The following is a 17,728-nucleotide window of genomic DNA, read 5'->3' as shown; positions in this document are numbered from 1 at the left end:
CGCCTCGCGCCGCGCGGACCGGTCAGGCCCGCGAGATCGTGGTCAGGTCGAGCGACTCGCCGATGCGGTTCTGCGGCAGCCCCTGCACGTCGGCGTCCACGACCATGAGGTTGGGGATCAGGAAGAGCCAGTCGGCGGCGGCGTCCTCGGCGATGATCCGCCCGACCTGCTTCAGGTCGGCCACCTGCTGGTCGGCCGAGCCGGAGTCGGCTTCCGCGAGCAGCCGCGCCACATCCGGGTTGTCGTAGCGCCAGTAGTACTGGGGGCTGCCGAAGGTGGCGATGTCGCGCGGCTCGACGTGGGCGACGATCGACAGGTCGTAGTCCGCGTTCGTGAAGGCCTGCTCGAGCCAGCGGGCCGGGAACTCCAGCGGCTCGATCTGCGCGTCGATCCCGACGGCGGCGAGCTGGCTCTGCACCACCTGTGCCGCCGCCACGGCGTAGGGCAGGTTCGCGATGCGGAAGCGCAGCGTGAGGTTGGGCGTGCCGGCCTCGGCGAGCAGGGCCCGCGCGGCGGCCGGGTCGTACGGCGTCACGTCGGGCAGCGGCTCGTACCAGGGGTCGGTGGGCGGCACCATCGTGTCGATCAATGCGCCGCGGCCCGCCCAGGCCGTGTCGAGCACGGCCTTGTGGTCGATCGCCATGGCGATCGCGCGGCGCACCCGGACATCGCCGGTGGGCCCGCTCGCGTTGTTCATCGCGAGCGTGACCTCGCCGTTCGTGGTGCCTTCGATCACGCGGAAGCGGCTGTCGCCCTCGAACTGGGCGAGCGACTCCGGCGCCTGCACGGTTGCGACGACGTCGATCCCGTCGGTGAGCAGCGCGTTCGTCATCGCTGTCGGGTCCTTGAAGTACCGGAGCGTGACCTCACGGATCGGGGGCCGCTGCCCCCAGTAGCCGTCGCGTTCACGCAGAACGAGCGCGTCCCCGCGGCGGAACTCGGCCACGCTGTAGGGGCCCGTACCCACCGGCGTGTTCGCGAGGTCCCCCACCCCGGACGGGTCGAACATCGCGCCGATCCGGGTCGTCATGCGGAAGAGCCAGCTGTTGCTCGGCTCCGAGAGCACCACCCGCGCCTGCGTCGGCGAGACCACCTCGACCGACTGCACGACGTTCATCCCGCTCTTGAGCGAGACCGTCCAGTCGGCGGACTTGACCCGCTCGATGCTGAACTTCACGTCGTCGGCGGTGAACGCCTCGCCGCTCGAGAAGGTCACGCCCTTCCGCAGCGTGAAGTCGTACGTGCGCCCGTCCGGGCTGACCGTCCAGGACTCCGCGAGCAGCGGCTCGATCTCACCCGTCTCCTGGTTCACCTTCACCAGGCCCTCGTAGACGTTGACGAGGAGCGCCTCGGGGATCGCGGCGCCGTCGGTTCGGGTGAAGTCGAGGTTGGCCGGCTCCGCGGCGAGGCCGACCCGCAGTGTCGTGGCCCCGCCACCCTGGCCGGCGGAGCCACCCGGCGATGCGGTGGAGCCCGCCGAGCAACCGGCCGCCAGCAGGAGGGCACCGGCCAGGAGCAACGCGGCGCGGCGGGGACGGAGGAACGATCGCGTCACGTGGAAGATCCTCTCGCAGCCGGAACACGCCGGACAGCGACACGCCGGATAGGGAAACGCCAATCAGGTCGGACGAGCCGTTCGAGCTGTACGCGTACTACGCGGAACACGTGCCAGAACCCGAACGTCCCCTCCTGAAGGCCCTTCTGGACTGATCCCACCCATCGCGAGGTCGGGGTTCAGGAGTGGAGGAGCTCGGAGCTCTACCACCGGTTCGAAGGCCTCCTGGTACGGCTCGTGCACCGTGATGGACGTGAAGCCGTACCGCTCGCGGCGCTCCCGCAGCTGCTCGGCCATCTGCGCCGCCGTGCAGATCAGCAGGTAGGGCGTCTCCAGCGCCTCCTCCGCCGACATCTGGTCGGGGTAGCGCGTCACCAGGTCCTCCGCGGCCGCGCGCCGGTCCGGCGTCGGCACCACGGCCTGCACCAAGACGTTCGTGGAGAACCGGAAGTCGCGGGCCACCCGGACACCTTCGCCAGCGGTCCGCTGGTGCGCAACACTGTTTGCCCCGGGCGGATCAGGCGACGAGCGCGCCGCCGTCGAGGGTGAGGATCGTGCCGGTGGCGAACGGCTGCGTGATCAGCGACAGGTAGCCCTCGGCGACCTCCTCGACCTCGCCGACCCGGCCGGCGGGCAGCGACGCTCCCATCTCCCGGAACATCCGCTCGCGGTCGTCGTCGGACATACCGGCCCACAGCGGCGAGCGGACGAAGCCGGGCTGCACCGCGTTGACCCGGATCGGGGCCAGCTCCACAGCCAACGTGCGGGTCAAGGCCTCCACCGCCCCGCAGATGCTCGCAGCAACCGCCCAGCCCGGTCCGGGGCGCTGCGATGCCGTTCCCGTGGTCAGCGTGATCGACCCGCCCTCGCGGATGTGCGGAGCCGCCGCGCGGACGGCAGCGAGCGCGCTGAAGTAGCGCAGGCCGAAGAAGGCCCGCGCGCGGTCGACGTCCAGGTCGGCGATCGGTATGAGCGCGAGCGGCTCACCGGCGGTGTACACGAGGTGGTCGAGCTCGCCGAGCTCGTCGAAGAGGGCCCGGATACGGGCCGGATCGCTCAGGTCGACGGCCTGCCCGCGCGCCCCGTCGGGCAATGTGGAAAGTGCCCGCTCCACGCTCGCTGGGTTGCTCGACACGACGGTCACGTCGGCGCCGCGACCGGCCGCCGCCGCAGCCGTCGCGAAGCCGATGCCGGAGGTGCCGCCGAGCAGCACGACATGCGCGCCCTTGAGGTCCATCGTGGACGCTCCTTTCCGTTCGTACGGGGATGCGTCCACGGTGCGCGCGCTCCGGGCAACGGTCCAAGACCTACTGCTCGCGCTGTCATACCCTGGAGGTCTCACGGCTGGTGGGAGGCCACGTGCGGGACATGGACCTGCGGAAACTGCGCTACTTCGTGGCGGTCGCGGAGCACCTGCACTTCGGCCGGGCGGCCGCCGCGCTGCACATCGCGCAGCCGGTGCTCTCGCGCCAGATCCGGGCGCTCGAGGGCGAGCTCAAGGCCACGCTGTTCGAGCGCGACCGGCGCTCCACGTCTCTCACCCCGGCAGGGGAGCAGCTCCTCGCCGACGCCCGGCCCCTCCTGGCCGGTGCCGAGGCGCTCCGCCGGCGGGTGGCCGAGGCGGAGCGCGGCAGCCGAACGTTCACCGTCGGCTTCATGCCCGGGCTGATCGTCACCGGGGCGGTGCGGGCCCTGCGTGCCCGCCACCCGCAGCTCGACGTGACGGTGCTGCGCACCAGCTGGGACGACCAGACCGCCGTGCTCCACGACGGGCGCGCCGACGTCAGCTACCTGCGGCTGCCCGCCGATCAGCGCGGGCTGGCGGTGCGGCCGCTGCTCACCGAACCGCGGGTCGTGGTGATGCCGGCCGATCACCGGCTGGCGGGCAAGGAGGCCGTCACGCTGGCCGACCTCGCCGACGAGCACCTGCTGCAGGATCCCGAGGCCGTGCCGGAGTGGCGCGACATCGCCACCGAGCTGCGCACGGGCGCGCGCGAGCCGGAGCCGCTCGTCCGCACGGTCGAGGAGAAGCTGGAGCACGTCGCTGCGGGGCGCGGGGTGGTGGTGCTGCCGCTCTCCACGGCCACCTTCTACACGCGGCCGGACGTCGTGGCCGTGCCGGTGCGCGACCTCGGCCCCAACCACGTGTGCCTGGCCTGGGACGCGGCGCGCCGCAGCCGGCTGGTGCAGGAGTTCGTCGCCATCGCCGAGGAGCACGCGGCGACCGCTCAGCCCGGTGCGTCCGCGGGGTTGGCGCACACGTAGATGCAGTTCTGGGGCCGCGGCGAGTCCAGCACCGCCTCGACGGTGAACCCGGCGTCGGTGAGCATCGCGGTCGCCCGCTCCTGCCCCCACATCGCGCCGAGCCCGGCACCGCCGCCGGCGAGCGAGGTGGGCACACAGAACAGCAGGCTGATCCCGTAGCACATCGGGGCGTACGGGTTGGCGATGTTCTCTTCGAGATTGCTGGAGAACTTCGCGTCCACCATCACGAACACGCCGCCCGGAGCCAGCGCGTCGCGCACGCGACGCAGGACGGTCTCCGGGTCCGCCTGGTCGTGGATCGCGTCGAACGCCGTGATCACGTCGAAGGTCGGCTCCGGAGCGAGCCGGGCCGCGTCGGCCACAAGGAACTTCGCGTTCAGCGCCCCCATCGCGGCACGTTCCGTCTCGGCCTGCGCGATGGCGTCGGCCGCGACGTCGAGTCCGGTGAACGTCGATCGTGGGAACGCGCGCGCCATGAGGTTGATCGCGTGCCCGGTGCCGCAGCCCAGGTCGAGCACGTGCGCTCCGGCGCGCAGCCGGTCGAGGAGTCCTGGCACGCGGCCGAGGAAGCCGTCGACCAGGTGCTCGTCGTAGACGTGCCGCCAGGACTCGCCGAGCCCGTCGCCCGCCGCGGCGGCGAACTCCGCGATCGGGACGCCGCCGCCGTCGACGAAGCAGCGCTCCACCTGCGGGAGCACGGCGGCGAGCGTTCGCATGCTCCCGGTGGCCGGCCCGATGTTGCTCGCGGTGGCGCCGGTGAGCAGCGGCGCGTGCTCGGGTGGCAGCTCGTACCGCTCGCTCGTCGGGTCGTATTCCATGATCCCGCCCGTGACCATGGCGCCGAGCCACTCACGGACGTAGCGCTCCGCCAGCCCCGCGCGCACGGCCAGTTCCCCGCTGGTGACTGGGCCGCGGGCGGCGGCCTCGAACAGGCCGGTGCGGTGGCCGATGCCGATCAGCATCGTCAGCACATTGCCCGTGAGAAGCTCCAGCAACCGCGCCCCGAAGGCGCGAGTCCGGTCGGCATCGGCGATCTCCACCGGCGTGAGTCTGGCAGCCGCCCACGATCTCGAACCGAAGCGGCGCCTTCGTCCGGATCGGCTGGACGAAGGCGCCGCTCGTTCGGTTCCGGCGGGCTTACGAGGAGGCGGTCGCCGTCGCGAACGGCACCCTCTCCCACGTCAGCACCCGCGGGTCCTGCGGCTTGACGGTGACGCGCAGGTAGTCGTTCACGCCGTTGGAACCGTCGACCGTGACCCTGGTGAGGTTCGGCGCCGGCGTCGTGACCCCGTAGAAGCTCAGCCAGGACGACCCCGCCGCGAGGGGGGTGTCGGAGTTGAAGACGTGGCTGTCGCCGTTGAAGAGGTACACCGGGCCGTCGAAGGCGGCGGAGCGGCGGGCGATCGTCCGGACGATCTCCTGGAAGGCGGAGTAGTTCGCGAGGCTCGGGTTGAGCACGGTCGGGTCGAACATGTCAGCCTGCGTGAGCAGGACGACGGCGCGCTGGCCGTTGGCGCGGTCGAACGCCCCGTTGATCATGTCGAGCGCCGCGGTCGTGCGCTTCTGGACCTCGGCGGTCTGCTCCGGGGTCGGCGCCGTCTTGCCCGTCCACGGGGCGAGGCTGTTGTTGCTGCCGACGATGTGCACTGCGGCGAACGAGACCCCGGAACGCTGGTAGCTGACGTTCTCCGGGATCCCCCGGTCCGCCTGGCTCTGCACGGCGACGCTGTGCTGGCCGAGGGTCTTACCGGGGTTCGGGAAGAACTCGTCACGGACGGCCTGCAGCCGCTCGAGGGGGTTGTAGGCGCCGTTGTTGGTGCGGTGGCAGTCGGTCCACTCGTTGTCGCCGGGCGTGTAGACCAGCGGGTCGACGAATCGGTCGAACTGGGTCCGGACCATCGCGAAGTAGTCGTCGCTGCAGACCGACGAGCCGTCCTTGATGTCGCCGACGTGGTCGACGAACTGGACGGCGGGGTCGGCGTTGATCTGGTCGACCACACTCGGGAAACGGGCGATCTGGGCGGCGCCGTAGGGGATGTCGCCGATGACGGCGAACCCGAAGCCGGCCTGGTCGGGGGGCGCGGCCTGCGCCGTGCCGGCGGTGACGGCGGCCGCGGCGAGGGCGGCTGCAGCGAGGGGGGCTGCGGCCGTGAGGGCGAACCTGAAACGCACGGGGTCTCTTCTCATGCGGGGCGCGGCTTCCCGTATCGGGGGAGCGGAAGCCGCGGTCGAGGAAATGCGGTAGGTGGAAACGGAGGGCAGTCGTGGAACGGGTGTGCCCGCCGCGCCGCCTCCAGCGGCTCAGCAGATCGTGGTGCTGGTCGGCCGCGGTTGCGCACAACGTGATCGCACGAATCGGGACCGTATCCACGTGAGTTGAACGGAGGATGACGGCAAGTCAATCTATTTCACGCTTCCGGGTGGCGTCCCGATATGCCAGAAAGCCACATTCAGGCCGTTAACGGTCCTGAATGTGGCTTTCCCGGCAATTGGGGATCGCTACCGGCTGATCTCGCCGAGGCCTGCCTCCTCCAGAATCGCCGCGATCGCCTTCGTCTCGGTGTCGTCGAGCGGGAGCAGCGGGGGGTTGGTGGCCGGGTTCGCGATGATCCCGCGCAGCGCCATCGCTGCCTTGAACGCGCCGAGCGCCCCGGCCGTGAAGCCGATGCGGCCAGGGTCGGCCACCGAGACGATCGTGAACAGCCGCGCGAGCCGGTCCTGCTCGCCCGCCGCCGCGGCGTCGTCGCCTGCCACGGCCGCCCGGTACAGCCGCACGTAGCCGTGCGGGTCGACGTTGCCCAGCCCCGGCACGATCCCGGAGGCGCCGAGCTGCATCGCCGTGTCGGCCAGCAGTTCGGAACCCGTGAGCAGCGGGAAGTCGGCAGGCACCCGGCGGCGGATCTCGCGGAAGGAGGCGAGGTCGCCGCTCGAGTCCTTGAGCGCGACGGCCACCCGCTCCGCGGCCAGCCCGGTGACCACCTCCGGGGTGAGCCGGGTGCCCACCGCACTCGGGATGTCGTAGGCCACCACCGGCACATCGACGGCCGCGTGCACGGCCCGGAAGTGCGCGACCACCTCGTCGGGGTGGGGCTGCACGTAGAACGGCGCGGTGACGACCACCGCGTCGGCGCCCAGTTCGGCGGCCTGGCGGGCGTGCTCGATCACCCGCCGCGTACCCGTGTCGACCGCGCCGACCAGCACGGGAACCGCGCCGGCGGCCGCGCCGACCGCAATCTCGGTGATCGCCCGCCGCTGCGCGGTGTCGAGGAGCGCCACCTCGCCGGAGGAGCCGCCGAGGAAGAGTCCGTCGACGCCCGCGTCGAGCAGGAACGCGATCAGCCGTTCCAGCGAGGCCCGATCGACCTCGCCGCTCTCGTCGAGGGGTGTGACCAGCGGGGGGACGACTCCATGGAGGCGGAGGTCAGGCACGTGCTGTCCGATCGTCGGCGGGGTCGGTGGGCAGGCCGGCGCCGAGCGCGCGGCCGATGCGGGCGGGCACGTCGAACCCGATGATCAGGGCGACGACCACGGTGAGGCTGACGGCGAGGGTGGTGAGGGCCGGGCCGAGGCCCATGCTCTCGGCGATCACGGCGCCCGCCAGCGGCGCGACCGCGCCGCCCAGCGCGCCCACGTTGTAGCTGAACCCGAGGCCCGCTGCGCGCAGCCGGGTGGGGAAGTGGTCGCCGATGTACTTGGGGAGCAGCCCGGAGATGCCCTGGCTGGTGGCCTGCATCGCGAACAGCAGCACCCACAGGGCGACGACGTTGCCAGCCGGCAGCGCGAACACCGGGAACACGAACGCGAGCGAGATGAACAGCCCCAGAACGTAGGTGCGCCGCGTCCCCAGCCGGTCGGCGACGATTCCGGCGACGCACGAACCGGCCGCGTAGCCCAGGCCCGCCCAGGTCAGCGCGGTGGACACGCGCAGGGTCGTAGCCCAGCTCGCCCCGCAGGTAGGTGGGAAGCAGGGACTGGATCGGCCACGAGTAGAGGAACGCACAGAAGACGGTGACCATGATCGCGATCATCACGGGCCACAGCCGCCCGGCGAGCTGCACCGCGTACGCGACGAACCCGGCGACGACCACGGCGACGAGGAGGATGCCGAAACCGCCCGCGTTCTGGCTGAAGATCAGCACCAGCGCCGCGGCGAGCACGACGGCGAGCACCGTGTTGGGCACCCGCCTGCCGGGGCCGAAGAGCATCGACGACGTCGTGACGTCCTGCCTGCCGCCCACCTCGGCCTGCCACTCGGCGGCCTCCGGGAGCGAACGGCGCAGGTAGAGGGCGAGTGCGATCGGCACGATCCCGACGTAGAACAGCCACCGCCAGCCCCCGAGCGGGACGATCACCTGGTAGCTCAGGGCGGCGAGCACGGTGCCGATCGGGTAGGCCGAGAGCAGGAAGCCGGTGGCGCGGTTGCGCATCGACTTCGGCCACGACTCCATCACGTACGTGGCGCTGGAGCCGTACTCGCCCGCCATGCCGATGCCGACGATCGCCCGGAAGGCGAACAGCGACCAGTAGCTCCACGCGAAGCCGCAGAGCGCGCTGCCGACCGAGAACGCGAGGATCGCCAGGATCATCGCGGGCTTGCGCCCGTAGCGGTCGCCGATCGCGCCGAGGACGAGCCCGCCGAGCCAGCGCGAGACGAACGCGGCGGAAACGAGGGTGGCCGCCTGGGGGAGTGTCAGCTCGAACTCGTGGGCGATCTCGGTGAGGACCAGTGTGATCAGGATGAAGTCGAAGCCGTCGAGAAGGTAGCCCAGCCAGGCGGCGAAGAACGCCTTGCGCTGGGGCCGGCTCAGCTGCCGGAACGACTGGGGAACGGCGGGCGGCGTCGCCATGCCTGAACCTCCGGGTACGGGATGGACATAGGATGTCCTATGTCTGCGAGAACGGTAGAGAACGGAGTGCGCCGATGCAACCGATGACTGCCGCAGAGCTGCGTGGGGTGTGGGCCACGGTGTGGCGCCCGAGCTCTTCGGTCGCCTCGCCGCCGAGGTGCCTGCGCTCATCGGCGTGAAGGTGCCCGGTGGGGACGACAGCTGGTACGCGCGCATGGCCGCGGCCGTCGGCGGCCGGCTCGCCGTGTTCGTCGCGGGCCACACGCTCGCCACGGGCCGGGCCCGCGGAGCCGCGGGCGCCTACTCGAACATCGCCTGCCTGCGCCCGGAAGGTGCAGTTCGCTGATACGACCAGATGCACGCCGACCCCGCCGCGGCGCTCGCGTTCGAGGCCAGGCTGCGCGCCTTCCTCGACGCGCACGTCGCCCCGCTCGGCCGCGCGGGCTACGCCGACCCCGCGCTGGACAAGACATTGGCCGCGATCGGGGGCTGGGCGCCGGTCGGCACCCGGGTCCGCTGGCCGCACCGGTCCGTGCCCGAGGAGGCCGTGCCCGCACTGCGTGCCGCGGCGGAGGCCGCCGTGCCGGAGCTGTTCGCGGCGGGGTCTGTGTCGGGCCCGGCATAGACTCGACCGTCGTGACGACCTCGGCACGCGGCAGGCGCACCGGCGCCCGCGCCAACCAGCGGGCCCTGCAGGAGGCCATCACCCAGCTGATCGTCGAGCGCGGCCTCGGGCCGGGAGCGCCGCTGCCCACCGAGCTGGAGCTCATGCAGGAGCTCGACGTGAGCCGCCACCCGCTCCGGGAGGCGATGAAGGCGCTCGAGGCGCTCGGGATCGTCGACATCCGCCACGGTTACGGCACCTACGTCGGGTCCGCCGTGCTCTCGGGGTTGGAGACGGGGCTCGCGTTCCGCGGGGCGTTGTCCGTGCAGGGCGACTACACCGACATCCGCAACCTCCTGGAGCTGCGGGAGGTCCTCGAAGCGGGGCTCGTCGGGCGGGTGCTGGCCGCGGCGGGCGAGATCGACCTCGACGCGCTCGAGTCGGCCGTCGCGGAGATGGAGCGTGCGGCAGCGGACGGCCGGTACGCGCCGGCCGCCGACTGGGCGTTCCACGAGACCCTTTACCGCCCGCTCGGCAACGCGCTGGTGCTCGACCTGCTGAAGGTGTTCTGGCGGGTCTTCAACGCCCTCGACGCGCAGCTTCCGCGCGCGGGCGACACCCCGGCCGTCACGGCCGGCTGGCACCGGCGCATTCTCGACGCCCTCCGCGCGGGCGACGCGGACGCCATGCGGGCCGCGGTCGTCGAGCACTTCCAGGGGATCCGGGCGCGGGTGAGCTAGGACCCACTGGGCGGGCGCCCCCCGAAGGCTCCGGCGTGCGTCTTGGCCTACTCGGCGAACGTCCGCGGCCCGGGGCGGCGCCGTTCCCTGTGCAGCCGGTCGATCCCGGCGGGCAGGTCGGTTGCGGCGCTCGGCCCCGGGGCGGTCCGGGGAGCGGAGAGTAGGGCCCGCAGCAGCAGGCGGGCGGCCTGGCGGCGGGGGGCGGCGGGAATGTCCGGGGCGCGGGGCCGAGTAGTCGGCCGCCTAGCCGGTTGCACGGCCGGTCGGTGAGCGCGTGCACGGCCGCGACGACCGCCAGCGCGAGGTCGCGCTTCTCGATCACGGTCGTGCCGAAGTGGCTGTCGTCCTCGCCGGACCGGTAGGTCAGTACCCCGTCCAGCCTGCGCCGCACCGAGAGGTCCAGTACGCGCAGTGCCCGATCTGCCGCGGTGAGCCCGGGTAGCGGGCCGGGCGCCGTCACGCGGCGTCCGCGTGCGTGTCGCCCGGCGCCTCCTCGGCGGGCCCGGCGGGGGCGAACACCGGCCCGATATCGACGTCGAACGTCTCGGACGGCCGCCAGACCAGGGTGCCGACGGTGTCGCCGGGCATGAGGTTGGGGGTGAGCTGGAGCCGGGCGAACGAGCTTCCGGTCACAGTGGCGAGCGTGCGTACCGCGAGGGTCTTGGTGTTCTTGGTGACGTCCGGCACCCCTTCGGGGAGGCAGTGCCCGCGCGCGAGCAGCGCGACGAACATCCGCTCGATGCCCCACGACCACCCGCTTCACCTCGAACAGGGCCCGTTCGAGTAGCGCAGTGGCGTCCGCCTCCGGGTCGCCCGCGGTCACAGCTGCGTTGGCGTGGCTTCGGGCGTCTGGCCACCCTCCCACGGGCAGCCGGGCTCGGAGCCACGCTGGGCGTGGATGACCCCGGATCCGCCGCAGGCGCCGCCCTGGTCGACGACCACGGCGTCGACCAGGACGACACCGCCAAGCGCGGCCGCCCGCACGCTGCGGGAGCGGCCGCCACCCGGCGTGGTCGATACCTCCACCGGTGCGTCCATGGTTGCGCCTCTCACTGTGAGGGGGCCGACCCGCCCGCCGCGGGGGGGCGCCGGCGGGCAGACCGGCCCTGTCGCCGGCGACGGAAGGGGGTACGTCGCCGACCGGAGCCCCAGCACAGCAGCCGGGTGCGAAAACCCCGGGAAGCCGGACCGAAAGCGAACCGAAAGACTGCGCCGGGCCGCACGCGGTCCTCGCTACCTTCGATGTATGCGGCTGCTGGTGATCGAGGACGCGCATGACCTAGCGAGCGCCCTGCGTGCAGGGCTGGGCCGGGCGGGCTACGCGGTCGACATCGCGCTCACGGGCGCCGATGCCACGGCGAAGCTCGGGGTACACACCTACGACCTGCTCGTGCTCGACCTGAACCTCCCCGACATCGACGGGTTCACGCTCTGCCGGGGCGTGCGTGACGGCAGCATCGCCTGCCCCAACGGCCAGGATCTGCGCATCCTCATGCTCACGGCCCGGGGTGAGCTGGCCGACCGAGTGCGCGGCCTCGACGAGGGCGCCGACGACTACCTCGTGAAACCGTTCGCCCTGGCCGAGCTCCTGGCCAGGGCTCGGGCCCTGCTGCGGCGCGACAACAGCGGCGGCACCGCCGTGCTGACTGTCGGCGAGCTGTGCCTCGACGACGGGCGGAACACCGCGAGCCGCGGTGAGCGGGAGCTGCCGCTCACCCGCAAGGAGTTCGCCGTGCTCCGCTACCTCATGCACCGGCCGGGGCACGTGGTCTCCGCCGAGGAGTTGCTCGACCACGTCTGGGACGAGCACACGGACCCGTTCACCCAGACCGTGCGGGTGACGGTCGGCACGCTGCGCCGCAAGCTCAGCCAGGACGGCGAGGCGCCGGTGATCGAGACCGTGATCGGGCGCGGCTACCGGTTACGGGAGTCGGTGTGAGCGGCGTGCTTCTCCACCGGCCCGCCTGGACGCAGACGATCCGCTTCCGCCTCGCCGCCACCTACTCGCTGGTGATGTTCGGCCTTGTCTCGCTCGTGATGGTGGCGGTGTACCTGGTGGTGTCGCAGAGCGTGGACGCCGCGCCGATGAACCCGATCACCGTCGCGAAGGTCAATGAGGTGGGCGGCGAGATGGTGTTGCGGGAGGGCGAGCAGTTCGAGAGCGCCGACCTCGCAAGCGTGCAGAAGGCGGTCAACTTCAAGACGCTGAAGATCCTGCGCGACGCGTCGGCGATGATGCTCGGCGGGCTGCTCGTTGCGAGCTTCGGGGTGGGGTGGTGGCTCGCGGGCCGGGTGCTACGCCCGATCAAGCAGGTGACTGCCGCGGCGCGTGAGATCGGCGCCACCGACCTGTCCCGTCGCATCGGTCTCGACGGCCCGCGCGACGAGCTGCGAGACCTCGCCGACACCGTCGACGACATGCTCGGGAGGCTGGACCGGGCCTTCGTCGCGCAGCGGCAGATGATCGACGACGCCTCGCACGAGCTGCGCAACCCGCTCGCGATCATCCAGATCAACCTGGACGCGGTGCTCTCACGTGACGACGTGGACGCGGCCGAGCGCGCGCGGGCGAGCGTCGTGACGGGGCGGGCCACCCAGCGCATGGGAAGCCTGATCGAGGACCTGCTCGCCGCCGCCCGGCGGGCCGCGCCCGCGTTCACCGACACCGACCTGGACCTCACTCAGGTGGCGACCGAGGCGGCCGATGGGTACGCGCTGCTGCTCGACAGCGACGGGCACCGGCTGGTGCGCCGGCTGGAGCCGGGCCTCGGCCTGATCGGCGACGCAGAGTCGCTGCGCCGCGCGGTGGACAACCTCCTGTCCAACGCGCGGCGCGTCTCCCCGCCCGGCGGTGAGATCACGATCGCGACGGGGAACAGGCTCGGTTGGGCGTGGCTGGCGATCCGCGACCAGGGTCCGGGCATCACGCCGGAGCATCAGGAGCGGGTGTTCGACCGGTTCTGGCGCGGCGCCGACGGGGGTCACGGGCGCGACCGGGGCACCGGTCTCGGGCTCGCGATCGTCCGGCAGGTGGTGGAGAGCCACGGCGGCACGGTCGCGCTGCACAGCGTGCCGGGCGCTGGTGCGACCTTCGTGCTGTGGCTTCCACTAAGGGCGCGGGCGCACGGGCAGCGTGAGCCCCGCCCGCCCGAGCTCAACCCGCTGGAGCCGAGGGCTGTCCTGGGGTCCTGAGCAGCAGGTCAGCGGGTCCGCCCGGCGCCGGGATCCGCGGCGGCACGGGCGTCGACACCACGAACGAGGTGGTGGTCTGCCCGTGCAGCAGCAACCGGTCGAGGACGGGTGCGAGGTCCTCGACGGCCGGGACATGCACCTTGAGCAGGAAGCAGTCCTCACCGGAGATCCGGTGGCACTCGCTCACCTCGGGCACCCGGACGGCCAACTCGACGAGCTTCGGCAGCTGTCCGGGGCCGGGCCGCAGGCGCACCCACGCCGTGACGGGGAGCCCGAGCGCGGCAGGATCGACGTCCAGCCGGTAGCCGCGGATGACCCCGGTCTCCTCGAGCCGCGTCACGCGCTCGCGCACGGCGGGGGCGGACATCCCGACCCGCCTGGCCAGCTCGGCCGTGCTCTGCCGCGGGTCCTCGGCGAGCAGCGCGAGGAGCCGCCGGTTGACCTCGTCGAGGGTGGGTCTGCTGTCCGGAAGGCCGGTAGGGCCTTTCGCTGTCATCTTCGCAGGCAAGTCGCCACCTCCGCCGTCGAACGCGCATGGCCACAGGAGCTGTGTCCTACGACCATATGGCCATGGACGGAACCCGGCTCCCGCCGCACGCCTACTTCCTGGTGAGCGCGGTGTTCCATTACCTCGGACCGGCGTTCGCCGTGCTGCTCTTCGCGCGGGTCGATGTGCTCGGCGTGGCCTGGCTGCGGATCGCCGCGGCGGGCCTGGTGTTCGCGCTCTGGCGCCGGCCGTGGCGGGTCTGGTCGCGGCTCGACGCGCGCGGCCGGCGGCTCGTCGTCGGCTGGGGCGCGGTGCTGGCGCTGATGAACAGCGCCTTCTACCTCGCGATCGACCGGCTGCCGCTGGGGACGGTCGCCGCGATCGAGTTCCTCCCGGTGATCGTGCTGGCCGCTGTCGCCGCCCGGACGGCCCGCAACGCGGCGGCGCTCGCCCTCGCGGTGGTGGGCGTCTGGCTGCTCACCGACGTGCGGTTGGTCGCCGAGCCGTGGGGGTTCGCGTTCGCTGGAGCGAACGCCGTGCTGTTCGCGCTCTACATCGTGCTGGGCCACCGGGTGGCGCGGAACCCGGCGGTGAGCGGCGTGGACGGCCTGGCCCTGGCGATGCTCGTGGCCTGCGCCGTGGCGGCGCCGATCGGGCTGCTCGACGCCGTGCCGGCCTTCACCGACCCGGTGGGGATCGCGGCGGGGATCGGCGTGGGGATCTCGTCGTCGGTGATCCCTTACGTCTGCGACCAGCTCGCGATGGCCCGGTTGCCCCGCGCCACCTACGCCCTGATGGTGTCGCTGCTCCCGGCCACCGCGACCGTGATCGGGATCCTCGTGCTGGCCCAGATGCCCGCCGCGGCGGAGGTGGCGGGTGTGGTGCTCGTGGTGGCGGCGGTGGCGGTGCACCGGGAGCGGCGACGAGTCGAGCTGGATGTCGCGCCTGGCTCCGGGCGTGGTGCCTCCTAGGTCACGAGGCCGCCCGGCGCCGGGCCCGGTGGTTCGCCACGTTGACGCGGTTGCCGCAGACCTCGGGCACGCAGTAGCGGCGCTTCCCGGAGCGGCTGGTGTCGACGAACATCCCGGCACAGGCCGGGGAGGCGCAGTGGCGGAACCGGCCTGGTCCGAGTGTGCGGAGGACGGACAGCAGCGCCGTGGCGGTGAGCAGCGCGAGCGCGTCCGCGGGGCCCGTTCCCGGTCGGGGGCGGACGGTCCACAGCCATCGCCCGTCGTCGTCCTGCTCCAGGGTCGGGCCCGTGCCCGTGGCCATCGCGAGTGCACCTGCCCGCTCCGCCGTCACGGCCGCGTCCGGCTCCGCGAACAGCTCACGCAGTGTGCGGCGCAGTTCGTGCACGGCCCGCACGTCGTGCGTCGTCGGGTCCCCGGGCGGCAGGTGCCGTGCGGCCAGGAACCTCCGTAGCGCCGCCGGGTCGGGCAGCGCCTCCCCGGTGCTGGTCATGACCTCGGGACCGGTGTTGACCAGGTCGGTGGCCACGGCCGCGCCTGCGGCGTAGGCGTCCAGCCGGATTTGCACGCGGGTTACCCCCAACCTATCGTGTAATGGGTGAATCGAGGCTACACCTCTGTACAGCCAGTCGGGCCACTGGTGGTTCTGGTGGGCCTTCTCGCGCTCTCGCTCAACCTCAGGGCGGCGCTGGCGGGCTACCCGCCCCTGCTGGAGACCGTCCGTGACGACCTGGGGCTCTCCGCAGGGGCGGCCGGGTTCGTCCAGACCGGGGCCGTGCTGATGATGGCGGCAGGCTCGTTCGCCGGGCCGGCCGCAGGCGGCCGGGCCGGGCCGGAGCGGGCGCTCGTCGCGGCGGTCGGGCTCGTCGCGGCCGGTAGCCTCCTGCGCGGTATCGCGGCGCCGGTGCCGCTGGTCGCGGGCAGCCTGCTGGTCGGGTTCGGGATCGGTGTGGCCGGGGTGCTGCTCACCGGCGTGGTCAAGGAGCATCTCGCGGACCGGGCGGGCGCGGTCACAGGCGGATACGTCGTCGCGATGACGGCCGGGGCCTCCGTGGCGAGCGCGGTGGCCGTGCCGATGGCGGTCGCACTCGGCGGCTGGTCGCTCGCGCTGGCCGCATGGGCCGTCCCTGCTGTGCTCGCGGCCGGGACGTGGGCCGTGGTGGCGCGCCGGGTGCCGCGCCCCGCGGCGTCGGCGGGACGGCCGCGTCTCCCGTGGCGCGACGGGTTCTCCCGGCTCGCGGCCGCCCACCAGGCGGCGGCGTCGCTGCTGGTCTACGGCTGGATGACCTGGCTCGCCCCCTACGTCACGAGCTACGGGTGGAGCCCGGCGCGCGCGGGGCTGCTGCTCGCGGTCTGGGCGCTCGCGCAGGTGCCGGGAGCGCTGGTGCTTCCCGCGCTGGCCGAGCGCACGGGCCGGTGGCGCATGTGCTCCTGGGTCGGGCTGGGCTGCATCGCCGCGGGCACGCTCGGCATGGTGCTGGCGCCGGTGCCGCCGGTGGTGGGGCCGTGGCCGTGGGTCGTGCTCATCGGCATCGGGTCGGGGGCCGGGTTCCCGCTCGGGCTCACCGTGGTCGCGTGGCGGACCCGCAACGCCGCGGCCAGCGCCGCCACCAGCGGGATGGCACTCGGGGTCGGCTACACCGTCGCGGGGATCGGCCCGTTCCTGATGGGTGTGCTCGTCGACGTCACCGGCGGTTTCGCCGCGGCCATCGCCGTGCTGCTGGCCGCCACGGCCGTGCAGGCGGCGGTGATCACCGGGATCGGGGACGCACCTGCGAGGGATACCCCCGATGTCCCGTCGCCCCGAGCCACGGCAGGGCGAGGTGACGGCGACGAGCGGTAGCGGCGTGAGCAGCTGTGGACCGAGGCCGCCGCGGCCTCTCAGAGGCCGAGTTTCTCCGCCGCGAGGCGGCTGCCTTCGACCCGTGACCTGATCTTCTGGAATGCGACGTCGCGGGCGTAGTCCGGCGAACCGTGGTTGGGCTTCTCGTCAATTGAGAAGGGGGAGAAGCCGCAATCGTCGGTGGACCCGATCCGCTCCTTCGGGATGAAGTTGGCCGCGCGGATGAGCTGGTCGGCGATCTCCTGCGGGGACTCGACCCGCGGGCTCTGCGTGACAGTGGTGCCGATGTAGGCCATCTGCGCCACGCCGTCGGCGTCGTCGCGCAGGTTCTTGCCGATCGTCTCGTACACCGGGTCCCGGTCGCGTTCCGACGCCAGCTGGATGAGGAAGTAACCGGCGTTGATGTCGAACATCGAGCCGAGCAGATTGTTGTACGGGACGTCGGCGGAGTGCACGGAGTCGCGGTCGCCGCCGGGGCAGGTGTGCAGCCCGATGTTCTTGCGCTCGTCGGCGGTGAAGCGGGCCATCACGCGGTTGTTCAGCTCGATGAAATGCGGTAGCAGCCCGGCGCCCGTCCACGGGTTGCGTGGGTCCGCCCGCGTCGCGAGCCTGCCCTCGGTGAAGTCGACCGACACCCGGTCGGCGCCCGCGGCGAAGGCCTCCCGGATGTCCTTCTCGCACTCGTCGATCAGCGTGGCCTCGAAGTCCTCGCGGGAGTAGCCCTCCACCGGGTCCTTGAGCGGGTACAGCAGGGCGAGCATCGACGGCGCGATCACGGCTTGCTTCATCGGCTTGCTCGCGTACGGCTTGGACTTCTTCAGGGAGTCGGCGGCGTGCTGGTTGTAGCGGAACGGCCCGGAGACGAGTTTGGGCAGCTGACGCCCGTGGCCGTCGGCGAAGATCGCGAAGAACTGCCCGCCGGGGGCAAGCCCCGGGGCGAGCCCGGTGCCGCCGAGGGTGTCTGTGATCGGGTAGGTCGCAAAGGATGACCAGCGCTGCTCGCCGTCGGAGATGATCGGTGAACCAGTGGCCTCGAAGCGTTCGATCGAGTCCTTGACACTGGCGTCCTGCAACTTCTCCAGGTCCGACTTGTCGATCTCGCCTGCGTCGTACTTGGCGTAGGCGTCCTGGAGCTTGGCCGGCCGGGGGAGTGATCCAACCGGTTCGGTCGGGACACCGGTGGCCGTGCGCGGGTCGTAACCCATGGGACGATCTCCTCCTCGAGAT

Annotated in this window: 19 protein-coding genes and 1 pseudogene; 8 read left to right on the top strand and 12 right to left on the bottom strand. The window is 72.3% G+C overall.

Annotated elements, in window-relative coordinates; genetic code table 11:
* Positions 1-22: 22 nt before the first annotated feature.
* The 3 genes from ABD143_RS14220 to ABD143_RS14210 form a co-directional block, all read right to left on the bottom strand.
* A complete protein-coding gene (locus ABD143_RS14220; RefSeq protein ID WP_343976921.1) occupies positions 23-1,555 on the bottom strand; it encodes an ABC transporter substrate-binding protein in 1,533 nt (510 codons plus the stop codon).
* A gap of 63 nt (positions 1,556-1,618) precedes the next feature.
* On the bottom strand, positions 1,619-2,017 hold the full coding sequence (locus ABD143_RS14215; protein WP_343976918.1) for a hypothetical protein: 399 nt from the start codon (positions 2,015-2,017) through the stop codon (positions 1,619-1,621).
* A 55-nt stretch (positions 2,018-2,072) separates the two neighbouring features.
* Positions 2,073-2,792 carry an SDR family oxidoreductase gene (locus ABD143_RS14210; protein WP_343976915.1) on the bottom strand — a complete coding sequence of 240 codons (720 nt, stop codon included), beginning with the start codon at positions 2,790-2,792 and terminating at the stop codon, positions 2,073-2,075.
* A gap of 131 nt (positions 2,793-2,923) precedes the next feature.
* On the opposite strand from ABD143_RS14210, the gene ABD143_RS14205 reads away from it, so the two are divergent.
* Complete coding sequence (locus ABD143_RS14205) at positions 2,924-3,820, top strand: LysR family transcriptional regulator (RefSeq protein WP_343977442.1); 897 nt, start codon at positions 2,924-2,926, stop codon at positions 3,818-3,820.
* Here ABD143_RS14205 and ABD143_RS14200 read toward each other — a convergent pair.
* From ABD143_RS14200 to ABD143_RS14185, 4 genes and pseudogenes are all read right to left on the bottom strand, one after another.
* Positions 3,784-4,860 carry a class I SAM-dependent methyltransferase gene (locus ABD143_RS14200; RefSeq protein WP_343976912.1) on the bottom strand — a complete coding sequence of 359 codons (1,077 nt, stop codon included), beginning with the start codon at positions 4,858-4,860 and terminating at the stop codon, positions 3,784-3,786. The genes ABD143_RS14205 and ABD143_RS14200 overlap by 37 nt on opposite strands.
* 97 nt (positions 4,861-4,957) lie before the next feature.
* Positions 4,958-5,992, bottom strand: a complete 1,035-nt coding sequence (locus ABD143_RS14195) for a metallophosphoesterase (protein ID WP_343976909.1) — start codon at positions 5,990-5,992, stop codon at positions 4,958-4,960.
* Between the two features lie 327 nt (positions 5,993-6,319).
* Positions 6,320-7,249, bottom strand: coding sequence for a dihydrodipicolinate synthase family protein (locus ABD143_RS14190; RefSeq protein ID WP_343976906.1), 930 nt, complete (start codon positions 7,247-7,249; stop codon positions 6,320-6,322).
* A pseudogene (locus ABD143_RS14185) lies at positions 7,242-8,667 on the bottom strand (sialate:H+ symport family MFS transporter). Before ABD143_RS14185 ends, ABD143_RS14190 begins: the two are co-directional and overlap by 8 nt.
* Positions 8,668-8,788: 121 nt before the next feature.
* On the opposite strand from ABD143_RS14185, the gene ABD143_RS14180 reads away from it, so the two are divergent.
* The 3 genes from ABD143_RS14180 to ABD143_RS14170 are packed head-to-tail and all read left to right on the top strand — an operon-like array spanning position 8,789 to position 10,011.
* Entirely contained in the window at positions 8,789-9,013 is a 225-nt protein-coding gene (locus ABD143_RS14180) for a hypothetical protein (RefSeq protein WP_343976904.1), read from the top strand.
* A 9-nt stretch (positions 9,014-9,022) separates the two neighbouring features.
* Positions 9,023-9,292 (top strand): hypothetical protein, encoded by a 270-nt coding sequence (locus tag ABD143_RS14175; RefSeq protein ID WP_343976902.1) that lies wholly within the window; start codon positions 9,023-9,025, stop codon positions 9,290-9,292.
* 11 nt (positions 9,293-9,303) lie between these two features.
* Positions 9,304-10,011, top strand: coding sequence for a FadR/GntR family transcriptional regulator (locus tag ABD143_RS14170; RefSeq protein ID WP_343976898.1), 708 nt, complete (start codon positions 9,304-9,306; stop codon positions 10,009-10,011).
* Positions 10,012-10,467: 456 nt separating this feature from the next.
* Here the strand turns inward: ABD143_RS14170 and ABD143_RS14165 are convergent, their stop codons facing one another.
* Positions 10,468-10,743: an AAA family ATPase gene (locus tag ABD143_RS14165; protein WP_379659743.1), complete on the bottom strand. Its 276-nt coding sequence runs from the start codon at positions 10,741-10,743 to the stop codon at positions 10,468-10,470.
* A gap of 87 nt (positions 10,744-10,830) precedes the next feature.
* Positions 10,831-11,049 carry a hypothetical protein gene (locus ABD143_RS14160; RefSeq protein WP_343976895.1) on the bottom strand — a complete coding sequence of 73 codons (219 nt, stop codon included), beginning with the start codon at positions 11,047-11,049 and terminating at the stop codon, positions 10,831-10,833.
* A 208-nt stretch (positions 11,050-11,257) separates the two neighbouring features.
* Here ABD143_RS14160 and ABD143_RS14155 point away from each other — a divergent pair, with 208 nt between their 5' ends.
* Positions 11,258-11,950 (top strand): response regulator transcription factor, encoded by a 693-nt coding sequence (locus ABD143_RS14155; protein ID WP_343976893.1) that lies wholly within the window; start codon positions 11,258-11,260, stop codon positions 11,948-11,950.
* Positions 11,947-13,203 carry a sensor histidine kinase gene (locus ABD143_RS14150; RefSeq protein ID WP_343976890.1) on the top strand — a complete coding sequence of 419 codons (1,257 nt, stop codon included), beginning with the start codon at positions 11,947-11,949 and terminating at the stop codon, positions 13,201-13,203. Before ABD143_RS14155 ends, ABD143_RS14150 begins: the two co-directional genes overlap by 4 nt.
* On the opposite strand, the gene ABD143_RS14145 is transcribed toward ABD143_RS14150, so the two are convergent.
* On the bottom strand, positions 13,166-13,699 hold the full coding sequence (locus tag ABD143_RS14145) for an Lrp/AsnC family transcriptional regulator (protein WP_343976887.1): 534 nt from the start codon (positions 13,697-13,699) through the stop codon (positions 13,166-13,168). The genes ABD143_RS14150 and ABD143_RS14145 overlap by 38 nt on opposite strands.
* Before the next feature lie 74 nt (positions 13,700-13,773).
* Between ABD143_RS14145 and ABD143_RS14140 the strand changes: the two genes are divergently transcribed.
* Positions 13,774-14,661, top strand: a complete 888-nt coding sequence (locus ABD143_RS14140; protein WP_343976884.1) for an EamA family transporter — start codon at positions 13,774-13,776, stop codon at positions 14,659-14,661.
* Position 14,662: 1 nt separating this feature from the next.
* On the opposite strand, the gene ABD143_RS14135 is transcribed toward ABD143_RS14140, so the two are convergent.
* Complete coding sequence (locus ABD143_RS14135) at positions 14,663-15,226, bottom strand: CGNR zinc finger domain-containing protein (protein WP_343976882.1); 564 nt, start codon at positions 15,224-15,226, stop codon at positions 14,663-14,665.
* A 30-nt stretch (positions 15,227-15,256) separates the two neighbouring features.
* Here ABD143_RS14135 and ABD143_RS14130 point away from each other — a divergent pair, with 30 nt between their 5' ends.
* Positions 15,257-16,501: an MFS transporter gene (locus tag ABD143_RS14130; protein ID WP_343976880.1), complete on the top strand. Its 1,245-nt coding sequence runs from the start codon at positions 15,257-15,259 to the stop codon at positions 16,499-16,501.
* Positions 16,502-16,539: 38 nt separating this feature from the next.
* Here ABD143_RS14130 and ABD143_RS14125 read toward each other — a convergent pair whose 3' ends face one another.
* Complete coding sequence (locus ABD143_RS14125; protein WP_343976879.1) at positions 16,540-17,706, bottom strand: uroporphyrinogen decarboxylase/cobalamine-independent methonine synthase family protein; 1,167 nt, start codon at positions 17,704-17,706, stop codon at positions 16,540-16,542.
* Positions 17,707-17,728 lie beyond the last annotated feature (22 nt).

The sequence above is a fragment of the Pseudonocardia aurantiaca genome, assembly GCF_039526725.1.
Lineage (GTDB): Bacteria > Actinomycetota > Actinomycetes > Mycobacteriales > Pseudonocardiaceae > Pseudonocardia > Pseudonocardia aurantiaca.
This window is presented reverse-complemented; position numbering and strand designations above follow the sequence as displayed.

Bases quoted from the DNA above. Each gene is read 5' to 3' on its own strand.
- ABD143_RS14210 (WP_343976915.1), bottom strand. From the start codon at position 2,792: ATGGACCTCAAGGGCGCGCATGTCGTGCTGCTCGGCGGCACCTCCGGC.
- ABD143_RS14205 (WP_343977442.1), top strand. From the start codon at position 2,924: ATGGACCTGCGGAAACTGCGCTACTTCGTGGCGGTCGCGGAGCACCTG.
- ABD143_RS14175 (WP_343976902.1), top strand. From the start codon at position 9,023: ATGCACGCCGACCCCGCCGCGGCGCTCGCGTTCGAGGCCAGGCTGCGC.
- ABD143_RS14165 (WP_379659743.1), bottom strand. From the start codon at position 10,743: ATGTTCGTCGCGCTGCTCGCGCGCGGGCACTGCCTCCCCGAAGGGGTG.
- ABD143_RS14160 (WP_343976895.1), bottom strand. From the start codon at position 11,049: ATGGACGCACCGGTGGAGGTATCGACCACGCCGGGTGGCGGCCGCTCC.
- ABD143_RS14155 (WP_343976893.1), top strand. From the start codon at position 11,258: ATGCGGCTGCTGGTGATCGAGGACGCGCATGACCTAGCGAGCGCCCTG.
- ABD143_RS14145 (WP_343976887.1), bottom strand. From the start codon at position 13,699: ATGACAGCGAAAGGCCCTACCGGCCTTCCGGACAGCAGACCCACCCTC.
- ABD143_RS14140 (WP_343976884.1), top strand. From the start codon at position 13,774: ATGGACGGAACCCGGCTCCCGCCGCACGCCTACTTCCTGGTGAGCGCG.
- ABD143_RS14125 (WP_343976879.1), bottom strand. From the start codon at position 17,706: ATGGGTTACGACCCGCGCACGGCCACCGGTGTCCCGACCGAACCGGTT.